Below are 23,002 nucleotides of genomic sequence, written 5' to 3'. Positions count from 1 at the left end.
TCTCGGCCCCACCCGAGGGCCCCATTCCTGAAGGAGTCCACCTGTGACGGATGGCACCACCTCCGCCGTCGACACCGCGCCGGCCGGTGAGAGCGCCCTCGCCCGTCTGGAGCGCGAGGGTGACATCGCCGCCGACTACCTGGAGGGTCTGCTGGACATCGCGGACCTGGACGGCGACATCGACATGGACGTCGAGGGGGACCGGGCGCTGGTCTCCATCGTCGGCGAGGGCGACGACCGGACGCTGCAGCGGCTGGTGGGCCAGGACGGCGAGGTGCTGGAGGCGCTCCAGGAGCTGACCCGGCTGGCCGTGCACCGGGAGACCGGCGAGCGCAGTCGGCTGATGCTGGACGTCGCGGGCTTCCGGGCGCGCAAGCGGGCCGAGCTCGCCGAGCTGGGCGCGGACGCGGCCGAGCGGGTCAAGAGCACCGGCGAGCAGGTCAAGCTGCGGCCGATGACCCCGTTCGAGCGCAAGGTGGTGCACGACGCGGTGGCCGCCGCGGGGCTGCGCAGCGAGTCGGAGGGCGAGGAGCCCCAGCGCTGTGTGGTCGTGCTGCCGGCTTGATGCCGGTGGTGCCGCCGGAAAGCGTCCGACCCCGCCCGCCTCTCGCGGGCGGGGTCGTTGCCTTTGCGGTGGACTGATGTTTCACGTGGAACAGTGCTGGGACGGGCGGGTGGATTCGACGGTGAGCGGAGAGGCAGAGATGGACAGGGACGGCACGGAGCCCGAGGCGCCGCTGGAGGGGCTGGCCGAAGCGCCGGAGGCAGCGGGGCGGATCTTCGGCGATCGGCTGCCGCAGGCCGTGCGCTACACCGAGCTGCTGGCGACCGCCGGGGTGCAGCGCGGACTGATCGGCCCGCGCGAGGTGCCCCGGCTGTGGGACCGGCACGTGCTCAACTGCGCGGTGCTGGCCGAACTGCTGCCCGCCGAGGTCTCGCTGTGCGACGTCGGCTCGGGGGCCGGGCTGCCGGGCATCCCGGTGGCGCTGGCCCGACCGGACGTCTCGGTGACCCTGCTGGAGCCGCTGCTGCGGCGCACCACCTTCCTGGAGGAGGTGGTCCGCGAGCTCGGTCTGGACAACGTCACGGTGCTGCGCGGTCGCGCCGAGGAGACGGTCGGCAAGCTGGCCGTGGACGTGGTGACCGCCCGCGCGGTGGCGCCGCTGGACCGGCTGGCCGGCTGGGGCATGCCGCTGCTGCGGCCCTACGGGCAGATGCTGGCACTGAAGGGCGACACCGCCGAGCAGGAGCTGACCGAGTCGCGGGCGGCGCTGACCCGGCTGGGTGCGGTGAAGTGGTCGGTGATCGGCGTCGGCGAGGGCGTGCTGGAGACTCCGACCCGGGTGGTCCGGGTGGAGGCGGGGGAGAGCCCCGGCGGCGTCAAGGCGGCCACCCGGCGGGCCAAGGCGGCCCGGGCCGGTCGTGGCGGCAAGGGCGCCGAGGGTGCGGGCCGGCGTGGTGGCGGCGGCCGCGGGCGGCGCTGAGACGCAGTGGCGGTGCGGCGGGGCGGGTGGCGATCGGGTCACCCGCCCCGTTCGCTTGTCGGCGCCCCGGAGTGTCGGGCCGTCGGACCCGGACATTCCGGGCATCGTGTTTCACGTGAAACGTCGCTTCCTGCTTACCGGCGTACTCGGCCAAGAGCTGAACCGGACCCCCGAACGGGAGCCGGCAGTGACTGTCGCGGCTCCGGTTTCACGTGAAACACTGACCTCCATGCAGGAGTCGGAGATCGTCGATCAGGTGGATGACACCCCCGTCGCACGTACCGCGCACGCCGCCGTCCCGGTCACCGGGTATGCCGGGGAGGGGCTTCCCCGACCTGCTGCCACCCGGGTCATGGTGGTGGCCAACCAGAAGGGTGGGGTCGGCAAGACCACCACCACCGTCAACCTCGCCGCCTCGCTCGCCATGCACGGCCTGCGGGTGCTGGTGATCGACCTCGATCCGCAGGGCAACGCCTCGACCGCCCTCGGCATCGACCACCACGCCGAGGTGCCGTCCATCTACGACGTGCTGGTCGAGGGCAAGCCGCTGGCCGACGTGGTGCAGCCGGTGGTGGACGTGGAGGGGCTGTTCTGCTGCCCGGCCACCATCGACCTGGCCGGCGCGGAGATCGAACTGGTCTCGCTGGTGGCCCGGGAGAGCCGGCTGCACCGGGCCATCGCGGCCTACGAGCAGCCGCTCGACTACGTGCTGATCGACTGTCCGCCCTCGCTCGGGCTGCTGACGGTCAACGCCCTGGTGGCCGGCCAGGAGGTGCTGATCCCGATCCAGTGCGAGTACTACGCGCTGGAGGGCCTGGGGCAGCTGCTGCGCAACGTGGAGCTGGTGCGGGCGCACCTGAACCCGGCGCTGCACGTGTCGACCATCCTGCTCACCATGTACGACGCCCGGACCCGACTGGCCGCGCAGGTCGCCGAGGAGGTGCGGACGCACTTCGAGAACGAGGTGCTGGCCACCGCCATCCCGCGGTCGGTGCGCATCTCCGAGGCCCCCAGCTACGGGCAGACCGTGCTCACCTACGACCCCGGTTCCAGCGGTGCGCTCTCCTACCTGGAGGCCGGCCGCGAGTTGGCGCTGCGGGCGGTCGTGAAGGCGGGCGACGGGCGGCACCGGGCAGGCGCGGCGGTCGTTCCGCCGCGCAGCGGCGCGGAGCCGTCCGCGCCGACCGCACAGCACAGTTCGATGGAGGGCAACCGGTGAGTGGCACGCGCAGGGGTCTGGGCAGGGGTCTGGGAGCGCTGATCCCGGCGACCCAGCCGGCGGCCGGGGGAGCGGCCGCACCGGCCGACCCGCCGGCGCCGGTGGTTCCCACCGACCGCGGCACGGTGGCCGCCAAGGCCGCCGCGGAGAGCCTGCGGGAGCTGGCGGGCGATCAGCGCCGCAGCGTCCTGGAGGCGGCGCTGTCCCCGGTGGACGGCGCCCGGTTCGCCGAGCTGCCGCTGGACGCGATCAGCCCGAACCCGCGCCAGCCGCGCGAGGTGTTCGACGAGGAGAAGCTCGCCGAACTGGTCGCCTCGATCAAGGAGGTCGGCCTGCTGCAGCCCGTGGTGGTCCGTCAGACCGGGGCCGAGCGCTACGAGCTGATCATGGGTGAGCGCCGCTGGCGGGCCTCCCGGGAGGCCGGTCTCGACGTCATCCCGGCGATCGTCCGGGCCACCGAGGACGACAAGCTGCTGCTGGACGCGCTGCTGGAGAACCTGCACCGGGCCGAGCTGAACGCGCTGGAGGAGGCCGCGGCCTACGACCAGCTGCTGCGCGACTTCGCCTGCACGCACGACCAGTTGGCGCGCCGGGTGGGCAAGTCCCGTTCGCATGTGTCGAACACGCTGCGGCTGATGAACCTGCCGGTGTCGGTGCAGCTGAAGGTCGCGGCGGGGACGGTCAGCGCCGGGTGCGCGAAGGCGATCCTGATGGTGCCGGACGCCGAGCGCCAGGAGCAGCTGGCGGAGCGGGTGGTGGCCGAGCAGCTGACGGTGCGGGCCACCGAGGAGATCGCCGGGCTGATGGCCGGTGAGACCCCGAAGGCGAAGAAGGCCACGCCGCGGGCCGGGCGGCTCAACTCGCCGGCCTTCAACGAGCTGGCGGGCCGTCTCTCGGACCGCTTCGACACCCGGGTGAAGGTCGAGGTCTCGCAGCGCGACGGCCGGATCGGCAAGGGCAAGGTGGTGCTGGAGTTCGGCTCGGTCGAGGACCTGAACCGGATCCTGGACAGCCTGGCGCCGGGCGAGCAGGGACTGCGGCTGTCCTGACCTCGGTGACCGCGAACGGCGAACAACGGGTGCATGTTTCACGTGAAACGTGCACCCGTTTCGTTGGGCGGCGCAGACTGGAGTCCTGGGCCGGATTCCGTGTGGAGGAGGAGGTGCGGGCGTGGGGCGAAGGGTCGTTCCGCTGACGCTGGACAACCTCTCGGAGCTGCCGAACCCCTGTCGTTCCTGCGTGTTCTGGGAGCTCGACCCGGTCAGCGGTCGGGCCGCGCAGGACGCCGGGAAGGGGGAGTTGGAGAAGGAGGGCTGGATCTCCGCGGTACTGCTGGAATGGGGGTCCTGCGGCAGAGTCGCCTACGTGGACGACCGCCCGGCCGGGTTCGTGCTCTACGCCCCGCCCGCGTACGTGCCGCGCGGGCAGTCGTTCCCGACCAGTCCGATCTCCCCGGACGCGGTGCAGCTGATGGTCTCCCGGGTGCTGCCGGAGTTTCAGGGCCAGGGCCTGGGGCGGGTGTTGGTGCAGTCGGTCGCCAAGGACCTGATCCGGCGCGGCTTCCGGGCGATCGAGGCGTTCGGTGCGCAGGGGCGGGAGATCCCCAGCTGCGTGCTGCCGGCCGACCACCTGCTGGCGGTCGGCTTCAAGACGGTGCGGCCGCACCATCGGTACCCGCGGCTGCGGTTGGAGGCGCGCTCCACGCTCTCCTGGAAGGGCGACATGGAGGGCGCGCTGGAGCGCCTGCTCGGCGGGCGGCGCAAGGAACCGGCGCTGCGGCCGTTCTGAGAGCGGCATCCTCCGCGCGGGGGCGGTCGGCGCGGGGCGGAGCGCCGGGCACCGAGGGCTTCCTGACGAAGCCTCACCGGGACGCGGAAACGCCGAGGCGGCCCGTACGGGGACTCCCCGTGCGGGCCGCCTCGGCGACGGCGTCCGGAACGGACTACAGGTACTCGGCCAGCTCGCGGAGCAGCGCGGCCTTCGGGCGGGCACCGGTGATGGTCTTCACCAGCTCGCCGCCCTTGTAGACGTTCAGGGTCGGGATGGAGATCACGTTGTACGCCGCGGCGGTCTCCTGGTTGGCGTCCACGTCGAGCTTGACGATCGACAGCTTGTCGCCGTGCTCGGCCGCGATGTCCTCCAGGACGGGGGCGACCTGGCGGCACGGGCCGCACCAGGTGGCCCAGAAGTCGACCAGAACGGGCTTGTCGCTCTTGAGGACCTCGGCGTCGAAGGTGGCGTCGGTTACTTCCTTGGTGGCGCCGGCCACGGGAACTCCTTGGGGTCGGAGGGGAGGTGCGTCAGGGATAACAACGGCCGGGGCGGTTCTGTTTCGGTGCGGAAACGGTGGCCGCCCCCGGCCGGTGGGCTGCTCGGCCTTGGGTGGGGTCAGACCGCGACGGCGGCGGTCTCGGCCTCGGAGTCGGTCAGCGCGGCGAGGTAGCGCTCGGCGTCCAGCGCGGCGGAGCAGCCGGTGCCGGCGGCGGTGATCGCCTGGCGGTAGGTGTGGTCGACCACGTCACCGGCGGCGAAGACGCCGGGGATGTTGGTGCGGGTGGAGGGGGCGTCCACCTTCAGGTAGCCCTCGGCGTCCAGGTCCAGCTGGCCCTTGAACAGGTCGGTGCGCGGGTCGTGGCCGATCGCGATGAACAGGCCGGTGACGGGCAGCTCGCGCAGGTCCCCAGTGTTGGTGTCGCGCAGGGTCACGCCGGACAGCTTCGGGTCGCCGTGGATCTCCTCGACCGCGCTGTCCCAGGCGAAGCTGATCTTCGGGTCGGCGAAGGCGCGCTCCTGCATCGCCTTGGAGGCGCGCAGGCTGTTGCGGCGGTGGACCACGGTGACGCTGCGGGCGAACCGGGACAGGAAGGTGGCCTCCTCCAGGGCGGTGTCGCCGCCGCCGACGACCGCGATGTCCTGGTCGCGGAAGAAGAAGCCGTCGCAGGTCGCGCACCAGGAGACGCCGCGGCCGGAGAGCTTGTCCTCGTTCGGCAGGCCGAGCTTGCGGTGCTGCGAGCCGGTGGTGACGATCACGGCGCGGGCGCGGTGCACGGTGCCCTCGGAGTCGGTGACGGTCTTGATGTCGCCCGTGAGGTCGACGGCGACGATGTCGTCCGGGACCAGCTCGGCGCCGAAGCGCTCGGCCTGGGCGCGCATGTTGTCCATCAGCTCGGGGCCCATGATGCCGTCGCGGAAGCCCGGGAAGTTCTCCACCTCGGTGGTGTTCATCAGCGCGCCGCCGGCGGTGACCGCGCCCTCGAACACCAGCGGCTGGAGGGAGGCACGCGCGGTGTACAGCGCAGCGGTGTACCCGGACGGGCCGGAACCGATGATGATCACGTTACGGACGTCGCTCACTGCATCTCCTGGTTCGCATGGCGTCCCGCTCGCGCGGGGGAGGGCGGTTGCTCCGCCGCCCCGGACAACGACTTACCAGTCTCCCGCATTCCCAGGCCCGGCCGCACCAGGTGCCCGCAGTCCGGGCGCAGTCGGCCCGGAACGGCGAGGAATCAGGGGGCCGGAACGGTGCTGTGCAGCAGGATCGTCGAACCGGGGCACTCGGGGGTGGCCAGGTAGACGTCCAGCGGGCCGCTGCCGCCGGCCGGCCGGAACACCAGGGCCAGCACCGTGCGGCCCTGGTAGCGGCCCGGCCCGGTGCCCAGCGGCTGCTCGTCCGGGTGCCCGGCCGCGGTCAGCACGCAGGCCGGGACGGACGCGGCGGGGCTGTCGGCCGAGCCGAGCTGGGCGGTGGGCCTGGCGGCCAGCAGTTGGCGGACCTGGGCGGGCAGTTGCTCGGCGGTGAACTCCGGCCCCTGCTCGCCGCCGACGGCCTTCGGCTGGGTGGCGGAGCCGGCGCCGGCCGGGCTGGGGGCGGCGGCCGCGTCGGCGCCGCCGCGGGCGGAGGAGACGGCGCTCTCGGGCGCGTTCCGGGCGAGCAGCACGCCGCCCAGGGTGGCGGCGACGGCCACGGCGGCGGTGGCGAGCAGCAGGCCCGCGGTGCGACGGCGGCGCCGCGCGGGCCGGCCCGGGCCAGTGGCGGCGTGCGGGGCCCCGGCGGGGCTCCCGGTGCGGGCGGGCCCGCGGGGGCGGCGGAGGGCTCGGTACGGGCCTTCCGGGAGTCTTCCGGACGGGCTTCCGTGCGGGCCGCGGACTCGGCCGCGAGGGCGGCCGTCAGCCGGTCGGCGACGTCCTGCGGCATCGGCGGGGCGGCGGAGTCCGCCAGCAGTTCGGGGAGGCCGCGGAGGGCGGCGTAGTCCTCGGCGCAGGTCGGGCAGGCGGCCAGGTGGCGGTGGAGCGGTTCGGCCTGCTCGGGCGGCAGCAGTTCCTCGGCGAGGTCGGCCAGCGCGTCCAGGTCGGGGTGCTCGGAAGGCGGGTGCGGCGTCATCGCGGGGTCGCATCTCCTTCCAGCGCGGTGGCGGGATCCGTGGGTGGGACGGGGGAGGGCCGGTTCGGGTTCCCGGCCCGGGGAGCGGGCGGTGTTCCACGTGGAACATCCACGGCCTCCGGCTCCCGCGGGGCGGGTGCGGCGGTGCGTGTTCCACGTGGAACACGCGGGCGGTCGGCTTCCGGCGGCACGCGGGCGGGGTCGGTTCCACGTGGAACACCGCCCGGCCCGAGGTGGCGCAGCAGCGGCAGCAGGCGGGCCCGGCCGCGGGCGCAGCGGCTCTTCACGGTGCCGATGGGGACGCCGAGCACCTCGGCGGCCTCGGCGACGGGGTAGCCCTGCATGTCGACCAGGACCAGGGCGGCCCGCTGCTCGGCGGGCAGTGCGGCCAGGGCGTCGGCCACCTCGCGGCGGGTCTCGGCGCGCACCGCGTGGGTCTCCGCGCCCTCGCTGGTGCCGAGCGCGGCCTCCGGCGGGCCGCCCGGGTGCTGGTCGAGCGACTCGGCCCGGCGGACGGCGCCGCGGCGGGCGCGGTCCAGGCAGGCGTTGACCACGATCCGGTGCAGCCAGGTGGTGACCGCGGAGCGGCCCTGGAAGCCGGCCGCGGCCCGGAACGCGGAGACCAGGGCGTCCTGGAGCGCGTCGGCGGCCTCCTCGCGGTCGCCGAGGGTGCGCACCGCGACCGCCCACAGGCGGTCGCGGTGGCGGTGCACCAGTTGCCCGAAGGCGTCCGGGTCGCCCGCCGTGTGCCGGGCGAGCAGTTCGGCGTCGGTGGGCTCCTCGGCCATCCGCCCCCTCCTCGCGGTCCGGCCGCCGCTCCGGCGGCCGTGGGTCACATCGTTGGGGATCCGGCGGGGCGGATCAAGAGGCGTGGCGCACCGGTTGCCGCCCGGACGGGAGGTGCCTAGCCGTTGACCTGGATCTCGGCGACCTTGCCGCGGTAGCCGCCGTCGTCGGTGGGCACGTTGGTGAGCCAGAGCAGCAGGTACCGGGTGGTGACCGGGGCTGCGGGCTTCAGTGTGACCTTGGAGCCGGACCCGGAGGCGACCGGGGCGCCGAAGCTGCGGAAGCCGTTCTCGTCGACGTTCGGCGCGCTCGCGGTGCCGGCGGGGGCGGCCTTCAGCTCGACCTTGGTGTCGCCGATGAACTGGACGTCCACCGAGCCGACGGGCCGGGCCGAGCCGAGGTCGATCAGCAGGCCGGTGCCGGGGCGGTAGGCCCCGAACTGGTCGTTGTAGCGCTGGGTGGTCCAGGCGGTCGCCGGGTTGCCGTCGGTGGCGTTGGGGATCTCGCTGCTGTGCTCGTCCTTGTTGTCGCCGTACGCGTTGAACGGGGAGATGGACGAGATGGCGAACTTCTCGCCGGTGACGGCGGGGGCGCCGCCGGTCGGGGCGGGTGCGGGGGCGGTGTGGTCGCTGGTGGCGGTGTCCTTGTGGTTGACGTACTCGACCAGCTGCCAGGAACCGACCGTGACGGCCGACAGCGCCACCAGGGAGGCCGCCCACCGGGCCGCCCGGCGCAGGCCGCGGCGGCGGCGCGGGGCGGGGCGTCCGGCGGGCCGGGGCCGGCCGGGGCGGGGCGGGCTCGGTCAACGGGATCGCCTGGGTGGGCGCGGCGGGGAGTAGCGCGGCCGGGCGTTGTTGGGCAGGGCGCGCAGCACCGGCGGGGCGGGCTGCTCCGGCGGGCGGATCTTCGGCAGTGCGGCGACCGCGGCGGCCAGCTCGGCGGGAGTGGTGATCGGCTCGGTGTGGTGCGGCGGCTGCTCGCACAGGATCCGCGCGGCGAGTTCCGACAGGCCCTTGTGGACACCCGCCCGGACTTGGTCCGGGGGCACGCAGCCGAGGTCCTTGGGCAGCCCCTGGAGGTCGTAGCGGTCCTCCGGGTAGGGCCAGCGGTGGGTGAGCGAGGCGTACAGCAGTGCGCCGATCGCACGGACGTCGGTCAGTTCGGCGTCCTCGGTGGGCAGGCCGCGCAGGGCGGCGTCCACCGCGATGCCGTTGATCCGGTACTGGCCGCCGTCGGTGCGCAGCACGCACTTCGGGGTGAGCCGCAGGTGGGCCTGGCCGCGCTGGTGGGCGGCGGCGATGGCGTCGGTGACCTGGCGGACCATCTGGTAGGCGTCGTACGGCTCCAGCGGGCCGTCCGCCAGCAGTTCGCCGAGGTCCCGGGCGCCGGGCAGCCACTCGCGGACGACGTACACCAGCTCGCCCTCCTGCACGGCGTCCAGCACCTGGACGAAGCGCGGGTCGCCGAGCAGGGCGGCGCTGCGGGCGGCGGTGAGGACCGACTTGGCGCGGCGGTGGCCGGCCGAGAGCAGGTGGACGCCGACGGCGCGGCGGAGCTTCTCGTCGACGGCGCGCCAGCTGGTGAAGGTCTCCGACTCGGAGATGCACTCCTCCAGCCGGTAGCGGCCGCCGATCTTGTCGCCGCTGTGCCGCTGCGGGGCGGGCAGGACGGCGGGCAGCGTGGCGGTGTCGGCGTCCAGCGTCTCGGTGCTGGTGGGCGGGGCGGGCTCGGACGGCTCGACCGGGGCAGCGGGCGGCGGACCCCGCGGCTGCGGGACGGGCGCTCGGTGCGGGCGCCCTGGGCGGACAGCTCGGCGTCGATCTCCTGCGCGGACAGCGGGGCGGTGGCGTCGGCGGGCGGCTTCGCCTCCTCGGCGGCGGCCGGCTCCGGTGCGGCGGGCCGCAGCGGGGTGGTCGGGGTGTCCTTGGCGGCGCCCTTCGGGGAGCCGTTCGCGGAGCTCTTCGCCGGGCTCTTCGGGGAGCCGTTCGCGGTGCTCTTCGCCGCGCCGTCGGCGGAGCCCTTCGCGGCGCGGCCGAGGGCGGCGTCGCGGTCGGAGCCGGCGTCGCGCTGCGAGGTTCCGGGCGCGGCCTCGGTCGCCGCCCCGTCCGTCTCGGACGTGTCGACGATCGCTTTGGTGCCGTCAGCCACCGTGGTCCTGCCTCCCCTTGTGTCGTCCCGGGCCCAGCCAGGACGGTCGACGAGCCGCTGCCGGAGTGGTCGGCCGTGCTGCAAGGTCAATTGTGCCCACTCCCGGCCCCCTGGTACGACCGCTGAGAGCGCCCGGAGGTTGCCCGTGCGGCTGGTTCCGGGCGAAGAACAGACGGATGGGCCGGAATCGGGGCCTCGCCCCGACTCCGGCCCACCGTAAGCGGCCTGAGTCACCGACGGATCGTCAGCGCTCCGGTTGACGCGTCGTCAACCCGTGAATCCGTCCCGCGGTCAGCGGCCGAGCCGCCGGCGGACCATTCCGGTGAGCGCGTTGAGCTCCTCGATGCGCATCCGGCGGGCCAGCAGCAGGAACACCGCGACCTGGACGGCCGCCGCGGCCAGCAGCGTCAGGACGTTGCCGAACCACCCGCTCAGCACCTGCAGCGCGAGCAGCTCGACGCCCAGGCCGACGACCGCGGCCGGCAGCGAGGCGATCGCCAGCCGGACGTAGGTCTTGGTGATCCGGGCGGTGTCCAGGCCGCCGATCCGGGCCTTCAGCTTGGGCACCGCGACGAACACGCCGACCGCGTAGGAGAGGCCGTAGCCCAGCGCCATGCCGGTGACCGCCCACTGCGCGGGCAGCACCAGCCAGCACAGCACCGCGGTGCCGGCCTGGGTGAGCGCGACCCAGACGGTGTTCGAGAACGGGGTGCGGGTGTCCTCGTACGCGTAGAAGCCGCGCAGCAGGACGTACTGCACCGAGTACGGGATCAGGCCGAGGGCGAAGGCGGAGAGCATGTAGCCGACCGCGGTGGTGCCGTGGGCGACCGCGCCGCCGTTGCCCAGGCCGTAGATCGAGGAGCCGATCACCGGGCCGAGCGACAGGAACAGGAACGCCGCCGGGACGATCGCCACCGCCGAGGTGCGCAGGCCGTAGGAGAGGTCGTCGCGGACCGCGCCGGCGTCCTGGTCGGCGGCCGCCCGGGACAGCCGGGGGAGCACCGCGCTCATCACCGAGACGGTGATGACGGCCATCGGCAGCTGCCAGATCAGCAGCGCGTTGGAGTACGCGGCCAGGCCGACGCCGAGGTGGCCGTCCTGCTCGGCGGCCTTGCCGGAGGCGGTGGCGAGCTGGGTGACCACCAGGAAGCCCGCCTGGTTGGCCAGCACGAACAGGAAGGTCCACTTGGCCAGCCGGGCCGCCTTGCCCAGGCCGTGGCCGCGCCAGTCGAACCGCGGCCGGAACGCGAAGCCCGCCGCCCGCAGGTACGGGATCATCGACAGCGCCTGCACCGCGAGGCCCAGCATGGTGCCGATGCCGAGCAGCCGGACGCCCTCGGGGGAGATGTTCTGCGGGGTGACCTCGGTGTGCTGGAAGGTGCCGTACACGCCGATGTACATCGCGAAGGTGAAGATCACCACGAGGTTGTTCAGGACCGGCGTCCACATCATCGCGCCGAACCGGCCGCGGGCGTTGAGGATCTGGCCCATCACCACGTGCACGCCCATGAAGAAGATGGTCGGCAGGCAGTAGCGGGCCAGCGCGACCGTGGTGTCGGCGCTCTGCTGGTCCCGCATCAGGGCGTGCGAGATCAGCTGCACCAGCACCGGCGCGGCCAGCACCGCGACGAACACCACGCCCGCCAGGCCGGTCACCACCAGGGTGAGCAGCCGGTTCGCGTAGGCGGTGCCGCCGTCCTCGTCGTTCTTCATGCTGCGCACCAGCTGCGGCACGAACACCGCGTTCAGCGCGCCGCCGCCGATCAGGATGTACAGCAGGGTGGGCAGCGTGTTGGCGGCGTTGTACGAGTCGCCCATGGAGGCCACGCCGATCGCGGCGGCGATCACCATGGTGCGCAGGAAGCCGGTGCCGCGGGAGACCAGGGTGCCGGCCGCCATGATGGCGCTGGAGTTCAGCAGCCCGGCGACCCGGCCGGCGCCGCCACCGCCTTCGCCCGGTTCTGCCGGAGGGGCCGGGGCGGGGCCCGGGGCGGGCGGTGCGGCGGCGGCGTTGGCCTCCAGCACGGCCGCGTCGGCCCGCATCACCGCCTCCTCCTCGGACAGCGGCGGGTCGAACTCGATCGGCGGCACGTACGGGTGGCGTTCCGCCGCGGGGGCCGGCTCCGGACGGAGGGCCTTCGCGGGCTCCGGGGCGGCCTCCGCGGGCTCCTCGGCGCCGCCGGGCACCGAGGCGTCCTCGACGCCGCCCGGCGCGTGCTGCGGGGCCGCCGGGGCCTGTTCCGCGGCCGACAGCAGGGTCTCCACGTCGACGTATTCGGTGGTCTCGGTGTCCCGGCCCGGTGCGGCGGCCGGCCGGGCCGCCTCCGCGGCGACCTCGGCGGCGATCGACGCCCAGCGCGGTGCGGGCGCGGTCAGCTGCAGGGTGGGCTCGGGCTCACGGCTCGGCTGGCCGGGGACGGCGGCCGCCGCGCTCTCCGGGTCGTCCGCCGGGTCGGCGCCGTCCTCGGTGTCCGGCGCGTCCGGCCCGGCGGCCGGCAGGTCGATCTCGCCGTACGGGTCCGTGCCGCCGTACGCCTCGGCGGCGTACGGGTCACGGGCGTAGGTGTCGGCGACGTACCAGTCGGCGGTCGGGTCGGCGGGGGCGGCGGCGGACCGTGGGCCGCCCGCGCGGTCCTGGGGCCGACCTCCGCCCTGGTCCTGGGTTGCTCGCTCGCTCCGCTCGTTCATGCCACCAATCCACGTCAGAGAGGGGGGATGGGCGTCCGGGGGTGGGACGGCCTAGTGATCCACCTTCTCATCACCGGCCACCCGATCCGTGTCATCGCGGTCGGAGGACGGCTCCGCGTCGGCCTGCCCGCGCCCGGTCCCCGGCTTCTCGCCGCCGGCGTCCGGCCGGTCGTCGTCCCCGCCGCCGTCCGTCAGCGGGCGGTTTGGGTCCTCGTCGACCTCGCCGGCCGCCTTGCGCTTCTTGCGCTGCAGGTAGAACCGCACGCCCGCGAGGATCATCAGCACGGTGCCGCCGGCGATCACGTACATCACGCCGCTGGCCACCGAGGTGACGTCGACGGTGAACGCCACCGGGTCGCCGTAGCGCTGCGGGTTCGGGCCGGTGGTCCACAGCTCCGCGGTCACCTGGACCTGGCCGTTGACCTGCGCCTCGGCGGGGAAGCGGAAGGTGCGGGCGGTCGTGGCGTCCAGCACCACCGCCTGCTTCTCGCCCACGTTGAGGCGGTTCGGCTGGGTCGAGTAGAGCCGCAGCTCCAGGTTGCCGACCGCCTGGGTGAGGTCGTTCTTCACGCTGATCAGCAGCGTCGCGTTGTCGCCCGGCAGCGTCACCACGCTCTTCTTGGGCACCCGGACGGCCGACTTCAGGTTGTCCAGGTAGTGCTGCACGCCGGCCCGGTAGTCCATGCCGGCCTTCGGCTGCTCGCGCCAGCTGGTGGACATCGAGCGGACCATGGCCGCGCTGAACGGCCCGCGCACCCGCTCCGGCTGGGTGAGGATCATCATCAGCTGGTCGACGCCGTCCTGGATGCCCATGGTGGCGGCCAGCTCGGCGCCGGTCAGCTCCCCGGCCGCCGACTCGCTCCGGTAGTCGGCCGGGACGCCGGTGTTGGCCGCCGGGTCGGCGGGCATGTCGACGATCTTCTGCAGCGACACCGGCGACACCCAGCCGCCGCTGCCGGACGCCCCCAGCATCGCGTCGTGCAGCGCCTGCGCGGTGCCGACGGTCAGCGAACGGGTCGGCAGCACCAGCACGCCGCGCGGGTGCTCCGGCTCCTGGTGCGCGATCGCCAGGGTCTCGGCCAGGAAGCGCTGCTGGGCCGCGGTGCGGTCCTGGGGGGTGCTCAGGTCCTTCTGGAACAGCGAGGCGAGCACCGCGTCGGAGACCACCGCGGTCTGCCCGTTGCCGATCGGCCGGGCCGCGCCCGGCGTGTACGTCAGCTTCTCCGACTCCGGCATCGACGCGCCGTTGACCAGCACCACCCGGCCGCCCGCCGCGCCCGCCACCGCGGCCGTGCGCTGGTCCAGCTGGCCCTGGTACGGCCAGGCGACGTCCGAGTGGGCGTCCACCGAGAGCCGCGCCTCGGTGGTGACCTGACCGGCCGTCATGGCCTTGCGGAGCGCGGCGTCCATGCCGTTCAGGCCCGCGCCGTTGTGCGCGATCGACGCCAGGTCGGGGTCGGCGTACGGCAGCGACACCACCTCGGAGTTCTGCGCCGACACCGCCGCCCGCAGCTTCGCCAGCCAGGCCGTCGCCGCGTCGCGGCCGGTGCCCGGCACGGTGTTGTCGTCGCGCGCGGACTCGCCGGAGGTGCCGGGCTTCTGCACCCGGTACTGCTTGGTCATCGCGAGCACGGTGTCCAGCAGGTCCGGGTCGATCGCCCAGGTCAGACCGGGCATGGTGGCGCCGATCTCGACCAGCTTGTTCAGCCGCCCGTCACCGGTCAGCTCGCCGACCAGGCTGTCGTCCCGCAGCACCGGCGTCTGGTCCTGGTCCGGCATGGTCTGCGCGACCAGCATCGGGGCGTGGGTCAGCGGCCACACCACCGCGACCGGCGAGGCCTGGGCGGTGGCGTGCCCCTGGTACGGCAGGAAGGTGCGGGCGATGCCCAGCGTGTGGGTCCGCTCGTCGCCGGTGCTGCCCCAGAGGTCCACCGCCAGCTCGTAGCTGCCGGTGTCCTTGACCTTCAGCGCGGACACCGGCAGCGGCAGGGTGAAGTCCTTGCTCTGCCCCGGGCCCAGGTCGCCGAACTCCTGCGACGGGCTGTCCAGCGCGGTGCCGTCCTGACCGCTCGGCGTGTTCATCGAGGCGACCAGGCCGATGTCGCTGCGGGTCGCCAGCATCGGCTTGCCCGGGTTCGGCAGCCGCACCTTCACGGACGACGCCTTCAGCGTCTCCGCACCGGAGTTGGTGACCTTGCCGGTGATCGTCACGGTGTCGTTCTCGTGCGCGATCTTCGGCGTCGCCGCGCCGCCGACCTGCACCGCGTCGATCTGCACCGTCGCCGGATACTTGCCGTCCGCGGTCACCAGCGTGCCGGGCCCCGCCGCCGCCGGGGCGGCGGCGACGGCCGCGACCAGCCCGCCCGCCAGCAGGGCGGCGGTGCTCCTGGCCAACCGGCCCGTCCACCGTCCGCGGTGCCCGGCCCCTGCCGCGCCCAGCCCGGTCCGCTCGTCCACGCGTCCTCGCCGTTCCTGATCGTCCCGATCGACCCACGCACCGACGCGGCCCCCGCCCGACCCCGGCGGTCTCCGACTAGGAGCGTTCACCCGGCATGGTAACGACGCTGCGCGGCCCGCAGTGTTTCGGGCCGGAAGCTGGCCGGACCGGCCGGGGGAGGGAAACGGGAGGGCGGCGGAGCAGGGCGGGCACGTACCCTTGTGAGCCGTGTCCACTGCCAATGCGTCCAGCGCCAATCATTCCAGCTCCGTCGACCGGGTCGCCCTGCCGGGGCTGACCGAGGCGCAGACCCTCGGCCTGCAGGAGTTGCTGCGGGTCTCCCCGGTCGCCGACGAGATCGCCCGCCGCTTCCAGGACGCCGGCCACCGGCTGTCGCTGGTCGGCGGCTCGGTCCGGGACGCCCTGCTCGGCCGGCTCGGCAACGACCTCGACTTCACCACCGACGCCCGCCCGCAGCAGATCCTCAAGCTGGTCAAGGGCTGGGCCGACGCGGTCTGGGACGTCGGCATCGCCTTCGGCACCGTCGGCGCGCGCAAGGACACCGCGGAGGGCTCGTTCCTGATCGAGATCACCACCTACCGCAGCGAGGCCTACGACCGCAGCTCCCGCAAGCCCGAGGTCAGCTACGGCGACTCCATCGAGCAGGACCTGGTCCGCCGCGACTTCACCGTCAACGCGATGGCCGTCGACCTGCCCGGCCGCGGCTTCGTCGACCCGCACCGCGGCCTCGACGACCTGGAGGCCCGGGTGCTGCGCACCCCCGCCACCCCCGAGGAGTCCTTCTCCGACGACCCGCTGCGGATGATGCGGGCCGCCCGCTTCGCCGCCCAGCTCGACTTCGAGCCGGCGCCCGAGGTGGTCGCCGCGATGACCGCGATGGCCGAGCGGATCACCATCGTCTCCGCCGAGCGCGTCCAGGCCGAGCTCAACAAGCTGCTGCTCGCCGACCACCCGGTCAAGGGCCTGCGGCTGCTGGTCGACACCGGCCTCGCCGACTTCGTGCTGCCCGAACTCCCGGCGCTGCGCCTGGAGAGCGACGAGCACCACCGCCACAAGGACGTCTACGAGCACTCGCTGACCGTCCTGGAGCAGGCCATCGCGCTGGAGACCGAGGGCCCCGACCTGGTGCTCCGGCTCGCCGCGCTGCTGCACGACATCGGCAAGCCGCGCACCCGCCGCTTCGAGTCCGACGGCCGGGTCTCGTTCCACCACCACGAGGTGGTCGGCGCGAAGATGACCCGCAAGCGGATGCGCGAGCTCAAGTACTCGAACGAGCTGGTCAACGAGGTGTCCAAGCTGGTCGAGCTGCACCTGCGCTTCCACGGCTACGGCGGCGGCGAGTGGACCGACTCCGCGGTGCGCCGCTACGTCACCGACGCCGGCCCGCTGCTGGAGCGCCTGCACAAGCTGACCCGCTCCGACTGCACCACCCGCAACAAGCGCAAGGCCGCCGCGCTGGCCCGCACCTACGACTCGCTGGAGGAGCGGATCGGCGCCCTCCAGGCGCAGGAGGAGCTGGACTCGATCCGGCCCGCGCTGGACGGCAACGAGATCATGCAGCTGCTCGGCCTGCGCCCCGGCCCCGCGGTCGGCCGCGCCTACAAGCACCTGCTCGAACTGCGCCTGGAGCACGGCCCGATGGAGCACGACGCGGCGGTCGCCGCCCTGCACGAGTGGTGGGCGGCGCAGCCGCAGGACTGACGTCCCGTCACTTCTTGGTGGTGGTCCCGGTGGTCGCGCCCTTCGCGGGGCCGAGGCAGAGCCGGTACTTCTTGCTCTTGCCGCTCTTCCGGTACCGGCCGTCGTACGCCACCGAGCCCGGGTAGCTCTTGGCGCAGTCGATCCGGCCCAGGGTGGTGCTGTAGTTGTCGCGCTGCAGCACCTTCCAGGTGGCGTTCTGCGCGGTGCAGGACACCTTGGAGTGCTTGCTGTCCAGGCAGTCGCCGGTGTTCGGGCCCTTGTCGGGCTTGAACACCGCGTACAGCGCGAACAGCGCGCCGACCAGCACCACCACGATCGAGAGCCGCCACAGGCAGCCGGCCTTGCGCACGTTCTTCTCGGTGACCACCGGCTGCGGCGGCGCCTGGCCCCAGGCCGGCATCTGCTGCCCCTGCGGCTCCCCGGCCGGCGGCTGACCGTACGCCGGAGCCGGCTGGCCGTACGCGGGGGCCGGCTGCGCGTACCCGGAGGGCTGCTCGCCGTACGCCGGGGGCTGCTGCCCGTAGGCCGGCGGCTGCCCGTACCCGGAGGGCTGGCCGTACGCCGGGGGCTGCCCGTAGCCGGACGGCTGGCCGTACGCGGGAGGCTGCTGGCCGGGCTGCTGGCCGTACGGGCCGGGCTGGCCGTACGGACCCGGTGGCGGCGGAGTGCTCATTCGGTTCTTCCCCCTGGGCGACGAGATCGGTGCCGTACGCCCACGACCCTAGCGGCAGAAGGCCCGTCAGGTCCGGCGTGCGGCACGGAAGTACAGCACCGCGCCGAGCGCGTACAGCGCCGCGAGACCCAGCACCACCGACGCCGAGCGGCCGTTCAGCGGCAGGACCAGCGCGGTCACGCCGGCCGCCGCGACGAACGAGACGTTCACCAGCACGTCGTAGATCGCGAACACCCGGCCGCGGAACTCGTCCTCCACCGACTCCTGCACCAGGGTGTCCGCGCAGATCTTGGTGCCCTGGGTGACCACCCCCAGCAGCAGCGCCGCGGCCATCGCCGGGGCCTCGCGGAAGGTCAGTCCGAGCGCCGGGACGAACACCGCCGCGCTCCCCAGGCACACCGTCATCCACCCGGTCAGGCCCAGCCGCCGGGTGCACCACGGGCTGACCACCGCGGCCAGCCCGAAGCCCGCCGCGGACACCCCGACCGCCACGCCCAGGGTGGCCAGGCCGCCCGCGTTGTCCTCGGCGCTGTTGAAGGTGTACCGGGACAGCATCAGCACCATGACGGTCAGCATGCCGTAGCAGAACCGCGCCAGGGTGACCGCGGCCAGCGCGTGCACGGCCGGACGGCAGTCCCGCACCAGGTGCCGCAGGCCGGCCAGCAGGTCGTTCCACGCGGCCGCCAACGCCTCGCGCAGCGAAGGGAGTTCGCCGTGCACCTCGGGGCCGAGCGCGTCCGGGGCGATCCGCTGCGCGGCGAACGCGGCCGACAGGTAGAGCAGCGCCGCCAGCGTCACCAGGACCGCGTCGGCGGACCGGCCGGGCGCCAGCACCTGGTGCACCAGGAAGCCGACGCCGCCGCCGGCGGCCGCCGCCACCGTGCCCAGGGTCGGCGAGATCGCGTTCGCGGTGACCAGGTCGGAGGGGGCCACCACCCGGGGGAGCGCCGCCGACAGGCCGGCCAGGATGAACCGGTTGAGCGCCGTCACCAGCAGCGCCGCGGCGAAGAACATCCAGTCCGGTGCCCGCCCGAGCAGCAGTGCCGCCGTCACCAGGCCGAGCCCGAACCGGGCCAGATTGCCCGTCAGCAGCACCTGGCGGCGCCGCCAGCGGTCCAGCAGCACCCCCGCGAACGGGCCGATCACCGAGAACGGCAGCAGCATCACCGCCAGCACGGCGGCGATGTCGGCGGGGGAGGACTGGTGCTCGGGCGAGAAGATCACGTAGGCGGCCAGCGAGACCTGGAACACCCCGTCCGACAACTGCGAGAGCAGACGCACCGTCAGCAGCCGCCGGAAACCGCGGCCGCGGAGCAGCCCGCGCAGAGTGGCCTCCCGCGGGGGCCGTTCGGTGATCACCCGCCAAGGGTGCCACGAGGCCGACGGCGTTTCACGTGAAACATCCACCAACTTCGAGCGACGCACGCCCCCCGCGCGCTCCCGCACTACCGGTGACCGCGCCCCCGAGGACGTCGTTCGGCACTCACGGGGGAAGAACCACCTCGGAACGACGGGAGGCTCCCATGCGAGACGAGTTCACCGCCCTGCTGCTCGGCCAGGTCGGCCAGCACGAGGGCCGGAGTGCCGACGGAACCTGGAACAACCGCCAGCGTTACAGCGAGGAAACCCCCGGCCTGGAGTGGTCCGACGGCCAACCCTGGTGCGCCACCTTCGAGGCCTGGGCCGCCCACCGCATGGGCATGGACAACCTGTGGCCGATGACCGCGTCCTGCCTCGCCGCCGTCGACTGGTGGCGCCGCCAGAACCGCTGGACCCCCTACCCCGTCCTCGGCGGCCCCTTCTACCTCGGCCCCGACGGCGGCGACCACACCGGCGTCGTCTACGCCTACGACGCCGACACCATCTACACGGTGGAGGGGAACGCCCTCCCGCTGCACGCCGGCGTCCTGACCCCCACCGGCTACCGCAGGATGGGCGAACTCAAGGTCGGCGACCCGGTCGTCGACCCGCAGGGGCAGCCCTCCCGGATCACCGGCGTGTACCCGAAGGGCGTCCGCCCGGTCCACCGGATCACGCTCCAGGACGGCTCCTGCGCCGAGGCCTGCAACGAGCACCTCTGGCAGGTCGAGATCGACGGCCGGGTCGACGCGCGCGTGGTCACCACGCTGGAACTCGCCGAGCTGGTCGCGCGCCCCGGCCTCCGGGTCCGCGTCCCGCTCCTCGAACCCGTCGAGTACCAGCAGACCGCCGAACCGCTCCCGATCGAGCCCTACCTGCTCGGGCTGCTGATCGGCGACGGCGGCATGAGCGGCGGCGGCCTGCACTTCACCAACATCGAGCCGGAGATCCTCGCCGCCGTGGAGGACACCCTGCCGGCGGACCACCGGCTGGTTCCGCACATCGCCAACGAGCGCGCGGTGCCCGGGAACTGGCGCATCGTCGGAACCGGCGTGCGCGGCGGGAACCGCCTGATCGAGGAGCTCAGGGCACTCGGCCTCTGGGGATCCACCGCCGAACGGAAGTTCCTGCCGGCCCGCTACCTGACGGCGGGCATCAAGGACCGGCTGGCGCTCCTGCAAGGCCTGATGGACGCCGACGGATCCGTCGACGCGGACGGCCGGATCGAGTTCAGCTCGGTCTCCGGGCGGCTCGCCCGCGACGTCCAGGAACTCGTCCGCTCGCTCGGCGGCCGGGCGGCGGTGAACGCGAAGGCGGGCGTCCACTACACCTCGCCGCAGCAGCCGAACCGCACGCCCGCCAGGGACGCCCACCGCGTGCAGAACATCAACATGCCCCACTTCAACCCGTTCCGGCTGAGCCGCAAGGCCGAGCGGTACGTCCCGCGGAACGCGGCCTGGGCCCGCAAGGTCGTCTCCGTCGAGTACCTGCGGGACGAAGAGGTGCAGTGCATCGCGGTGTCGGCGCCCTCCCGGCTGTTCGTCACCGACGACTTCATCCCGACCCACAACACCAACGACACCGGGTCCACCGAGGGCGACGGGGTCTACCGGAAGGCGCGGGCGCGGCGGGGGCCCGGGTCGCCGTACGGGTACGGGGTGCCGGCGTACCCGGAGGGGACGGTGTCGGCGGATCCGGCGCTCGGGGGGATCCCGGCGGCGCGGACGTCCGGGCAGGCGACCACTCCGGCGCCCGGGGTGCCGCGGTGGCCGGGGCGGTACCTGCGGGTGCAGACGCCGATGCTGCACGGGGACGACGTGCTGATGTGGCAGCAGCGGATGGCCTGGCGCGGCTGGGCGATCACCGCGGACGGCTGGTACGGGCCGGCCTCGGCGCAGATCTGCCGGGCGTTCCAGCAGCGGCACGGCCTCTCGGTGGACGGCGTGGTCGGCCCGGTCACCTGGAACGCCGCCTGGTCCTGAGAAACGCCGGAGGGCCGCCCCGCGCGAATGCGGGACGGCCCTCCGGTCGAGCCTGACGAAACGTCAATGCTCAGGAGCAATGAGCCAGAGGCTCAAGCTCAGCGCTCGATGTCTGACAGCGAGCAGGCTTCGCAAGCTCAGCGCTCGACCTCGCCGCGGATGAACTTCTCGACGTTCTCCTTGGCCTCGTCGTCGAAGTACTGGACCGGCGGGGACTTCATGAAGTACGAGGACGCGGAGAGGATCGGGCCGCCGATGCCGCGGTCCTTGGCGATCTTCGCGGCGCGGACGGCGTCGATGATGACACCGGCCGAGTTCGGGGAGTCCCAGACCTCGAGCTTGTACTCGAGGTTCAGCGGGACGTCGCCGAAGGCGCGGCCCTCGAGGCGGACGTACGCCCACTTGCGGTCGTCGAGCCACGCGACGTAGTCGGACGGGCCGATGTGGACGTTCTTGGCGCCCAGCTCACGGTCGCGGATCTGCGAGGTGACGGCCTGGGTCTTGGAGATCTTCTTGGACTCCAGGCGCTCGCGCTCGAGCATGTTCTTGAAGTCCATGTTGCCGCCGACGTTCAGCTGCATGGTGCGCTCGAGGATGACACCGCGGTCCTCGAACAGCTTGGCCATCACGCGGTGCGTGATGGTCGCGCCGACCTGGGACTTGATGTCGTCGCCGACGATCGGGACACCGGCCTCGGTGAACTTGTCGGCCCACTCCTTGGTGCCGGCGATGAACACCGGGAGGGCGTTCACGAAGGCGACCTTGGCGTCGATGGCGCACTGGGCGTAGAACTTCGCGGCGTCCTCGGAGCCCACCGGCAGGTAGCAGACCAGGACGTCGACCTGGCGGTCCTTCAGGATCTGGACGACGTCGACCGGGGTCTCGTCGGACTCCTCGATGGTCTGGCGGTAGTACTTGCCCAGGCCGTCGAGGGTGTGGCCGCGCTGGACGGTGACGCCGGTCGGCGGCACGTCGCAGATCTTGATGGTGTTGTTCTCGCTGTTGCCGATGGCGTCGGCCAGGTCGAAGCCGACCTTCTTGGCGTCCACGTCGAAGGCGGCGACGAACTCGACGTCCTTGACGTGGTAGTCGCCGAACTGGACGTGCATCAGGCCGGGGACCTTACCGGCCGGGTCGGCGTCCTTGTAGTACTCGACACCCTGCACCAGCGAGGCGGCGCAGTTGCCCACGCCGACGATGGCTACGCGAACCGAACCCATTCCGGTTGCTCCCTGAATCTCATGAGGGTCGCCGTGGTGTGGCGGCACCTCGTTCCACATCTGTTCTGACTGTCTGACGGGCGCGCGGGGCGCCCACGCCTCGCCGCGAGCGGCGAGGCCGGCGCGGTGCTGCACAGCGCTCCGGTCAGGAGCGCCCCGGGCGGTCGTACGGTGGTCCGGGCGGGTCCGAGGACCCGGCGGCCGGACCACGGCCGTCCGAAGTTGGGGGGGACGCGGCGTTGCGTCCGTTCCTGGTGGCCCGCTCGGTCTCGATCAGCTCGTTGAGCCACCGGACCTCGCGTTCCACGGACTCCAGGCCGTGGCGCTGGAGTTCGAGGGTGTAGTCGTCGAACCGCTCGCGGGTGCGCGCGATCGAGCTGCGCATCCGTTCCAACCGCTCCTCCAGCCGGCTGCGGCGGCCTTCCAGCACGCGCATCCGGACGGCCCGGTCGGTCTGGCCGAAGAAGGCGAAGCGGACACCGAAGTGCTCGTCCTCCCAGGCGTCCGGCCCGGAGTCGGCGAGCAGCTCCTCGAAGCGCTCCTTGCCCTCGGGCGAGAGCCGGTAGACGATCTTCGACCGCTTGCCGTTGAGCGCGGTGGCCGGGACGTACTCGACGTCCGGGTTGTCCTCGACCAGGAAACCCTGGGCGACCAGGCTCTTCAGGCAGGGGTAGAGCGTTCCGTAGGAGAAGGCGCGGAACGAGCCCAGCAGGACGTTGAGCCGCTTGCGCAGCTCGTACCCGTGCATGGGCGCGTCGTGGAGCAGGCCGAGGACGGCGAATTCGAGGACGCCGGAGCGTCGGCTCATACCGCCTTCCTCCTTCCGTTGCGGGGTCCTGCTCGTCGGATGCGTGCGGCTCGGCCCGCAGAGTATGCCGGGCCGATGTGTCGCGCCGATGTATC

Annotated in this window: 19 protein-coding genes; 7 read left to right on the top strand and 12 right to left on the bottom strand. The window is 73.3% G+C overall.

The annotated features are described in order from the left end of the window. The first annotated feature begins 43 nt into the window (after positions 1-43). The 5 genes from KCH_RS18620 to KCH_RS18600 all read left to right on the top strand — a co-directional run bounded on the left by KCH_RS18620 (position 44) and on the right by KCH_RS18600 (position 4,491). Complete coding sequence (locus KCH_RS18620; protein WP_035864429.1) at positions 44-565, top strand: Jag family protein; 522 nt, start codon at positions 44-46, stop codon at positions 563-565. A 139-nt stretch (positions 566-704) separates the two neighbouring features. Continuing rightward, positions 705-1,484 (top strand): 16S rRNA (guanine(527)-N(7))-methyltransferase RsmG, encoded by a 780-nt coding sequence (rsmG, locus tag KCH_RS18615; RefSeq protein WP_035864427.1) that lies wholly within the window; start codon positions 705-707, stop codon positions 1,482-1,484. Between the two features lie 256 nt (positions 1,485-1,740). Then, on the top strand, positions 1,741-2,703 hold the full coding sequence (locus tag KCH_RS18610) for a ParA family protein (RefSeq protein WP_244305667.1): 963 nt from the start codon (positions 1,741-1,743) through the stop codon (positions 2,701-2,703). Continuing rightward, positions 2,700-3,752: a ParB/RepB/Spo0J family partition protein gene (locus tag KCH_RS18605; RefSeq protein ID WP_035864425.1), complete on the top strand. Its 1,053-nt coding sequence runs from the start codon at positions 2,700-2,702 to the stop codon at positions 3,750-3,752. Before KCH_RS18610 ends, KCH_RS18605 begins: the two co-directional genes overlap by 4 nt. Before the next feature lie 121 nt (positions 3,753-3,873). Continuing rightward, complete coding sequence (locus KCH_RS18600; RefSeq protein WP_035864422.1) at positions 3,874-4,491, top strand: GNAT family N-acetyltransferase; 618 nt, start codon at positions 3,874-3,876, stop codon at positions 4,489-4,491. A gap of 154 nt (positions 4,492-4,645) precedes the next feature. Here the strand turns inward: KCH_RS18600 and trxA are convergent, their stop codons facing one another. The 8 genes from trxA to KCH_RS18565 all read right to left on the bottom strand — a co-directional run bounded on the left by trxA (position 4,646) and on the right by KCH_RS18565 (position 15,100). Further along, a complete protein-coding gene (gene trxA, locus KCH_RS18595) occupies positions 4,646-4,972 on the bottom strand; it encodes a thioredoxin (protein WP_035864420.1) in 327 nt (108 codons plus the stop codon). Positions 4,973-5,091: 119 nt separating this feature from the next. Beyond that, positions 5,092-6,057 carry a thioredoxin-disulfide reductase gene (gene trxB / locus KCH_RS18590; protein WP_035864418.1) on the bottom strand — a complete coding sequence of 322 codons (966 nt, stop codon included), beginning with the start codon at positions 6,055-6,057 and terminating at the stop codon, positions 5,092-5,094. A 152-nt stretch (positions 6,058-6,209) separates the two neighbouring features. Beyond that, positions 6,210-6,668 carry a hypothetical protein gene (locus tag KCH_RS18585; RefSeq protein WP_035864416.1) on the bottom strand — a complete coding sequence of 153 codons (459 nt, stop codon included), beginning with the start codon at positions 6,666-6,668 and terminating at the stop codon, positions 6,210-6,212. A 412-nt stretch (positions 6,669-7,080) separates the two neighbouring features. Next, complete coding sequence (gene sigM / locus KCH_RS18580; RefSeq protein ID WP_084224223.1) at positions 7,081-7,872, bottom strand: RNA polymerase sigma factor SigM; 792 nt, start codon at positions 7,870-7,872, stop codon at positions 7,081-7,083. 116 nt (positions 7,873-7,988) lie between these two features. Further along, a complete protein-coding gene (locus KCH_RS37460; protein ID WP_051653200.1) occupies positions 7,989-8,573 on the bottom strand; it encodes a hypothetical protein in 585 nt (194 codons plus the stop codon). A 99-nt stretch (positions 8,574-8,672) separates the two neighbouring features. Then, positions 8,673-9,314, bottom strand: a complete 642-nt coding sequence (locus tag KCH_RS37455) for a protein kinase family protein (protein ID WP_051653199.1) — start codon at positions 9,312-9,314, stop codon at positions 8,673-8,675. Positions 9,315-10,309: 995 nt separating this feature from the next. Continuing rightward, positions 10,310-12,706: a murein biosynthesis integral membrane protein MurJ gene (murJ, locus tag KCH_RS18570; protein WP_035864414.1), complete on the bottom strand. Its 2,397-nt coding sequence runs from the start codon at positions 12,704-12,706 to the stop codon at positions 10,310-10,312. Positions 12,707-12,757: 51 nt separating this feature from the next. After that, positions 12,758-15,100, bottom strand: coding sequence for a DUF6049 family protein (locus tag KCH_RS18565; protein ID WP_051653197.1), 2,343 nt, complete (start codon positions 15,098-15,100; stop codon positions 12,758-12,760). Positions 15,101-15,461: 361 nt separating this feature from the next. Between KCH_RS18565 and KCH_RS18560 the strand changes: the two genes are divergently transcribed. After that, positions 15,462-16,865, top strand: coding sequence for a CCA tRNA nucleotidyltransferase (locus KCH_RS18560; RefSeq protein WP_425268907.1), 1,404 nt, complete (start codon positions 15,462-15,464; stop codon positions 16,863-16,865). 7 nt (positions 16,866-16,872) lie between these two features. Here the strand turns inward: KCH_RS18560 and KCH_RS46635 are convergent, their stop codons facing one another. Continuing rightward, a complete protein-coding gene (locus tag KCH_RS46635; protein ID WP_051653196.1) occupies positions 16,873-17,538 on the bottom strand; it encodes an LppU/SCO3897 family protein in 666 nt (221 codons plus the stop codon). Between the two features lie 66 nt (positions 17,539-17,604). Continuing rightward, entirely contained in the window at positions 17,605-18,897 is a 1,293-nt protein-coding gene (locus KCH_RS18550; RefSeq protein WP_084223722.1) for an MFS transporter, read from the bottom strand. Between the two features lie 164 nt (positions 18,898-19,061). Between KCH_RS18550 and KCH_RS18545 the strand changes: the two genes are divergently transcribed. Next, positions 19,062-20,879: a peptidoglycan-binding domain-containing protein gene (locus KCH_RS18545; RefSeq protein ID WP_035864412.1), complete on the top strand. Its 1,818-nt coding sequence runs from the start codon at positions 19,062-19,064 to the stop codon at positions 20,877-20,879. A 137-nt stretch (positions 20,880-21,016) separates the two neighbouring features. On the opposite strand, the gene KCH_RS18540 is transcribed toward KCH_RS18545, so the two are convergent. Both KCH_RS18540 and KCH_RS18535 read right to left on the bottom strand, forming a co-directional pair. Next, a complete protein-coding gene (locus KCH_RS18540; protein WP_035864409.1) occupies positions 21,017-22,099 on the bottom strand; it encodes an inositol-3-phosphate synthase in 1,083 nt (360 codons plus the stop codon). Positions 22,100-22,244: 145 nt separating this feature from the next. After that, a complete protein-coding gene (locus KCH_RS18535) occupies positions 22,245-22,907 on the bottom strand; it encodes a PadR family transcriptional regulator (protein ID WP_035864407.1) in 663 nt (220 codons plus the stop codon). Between the last annotated feature and the right edge of the window lie 95 nt (positions 22,908-23,002).

This window comes from Kitasatospora cheerisanensis KCTC 2395 (assembly GCF_000696185.1).
Classification (GTDB): domain Bacteria; phylum Actinomycetota; class Actinomycetes; order Streptomycetales; family Streptomycetaceae; genus Kitasatospora; species Kitasatospora cheerisanensis.
Note: the sequence above shows the minus strand (reverse complement) of the source record. Positions and strands in the feature narration are given on the sequence as shown.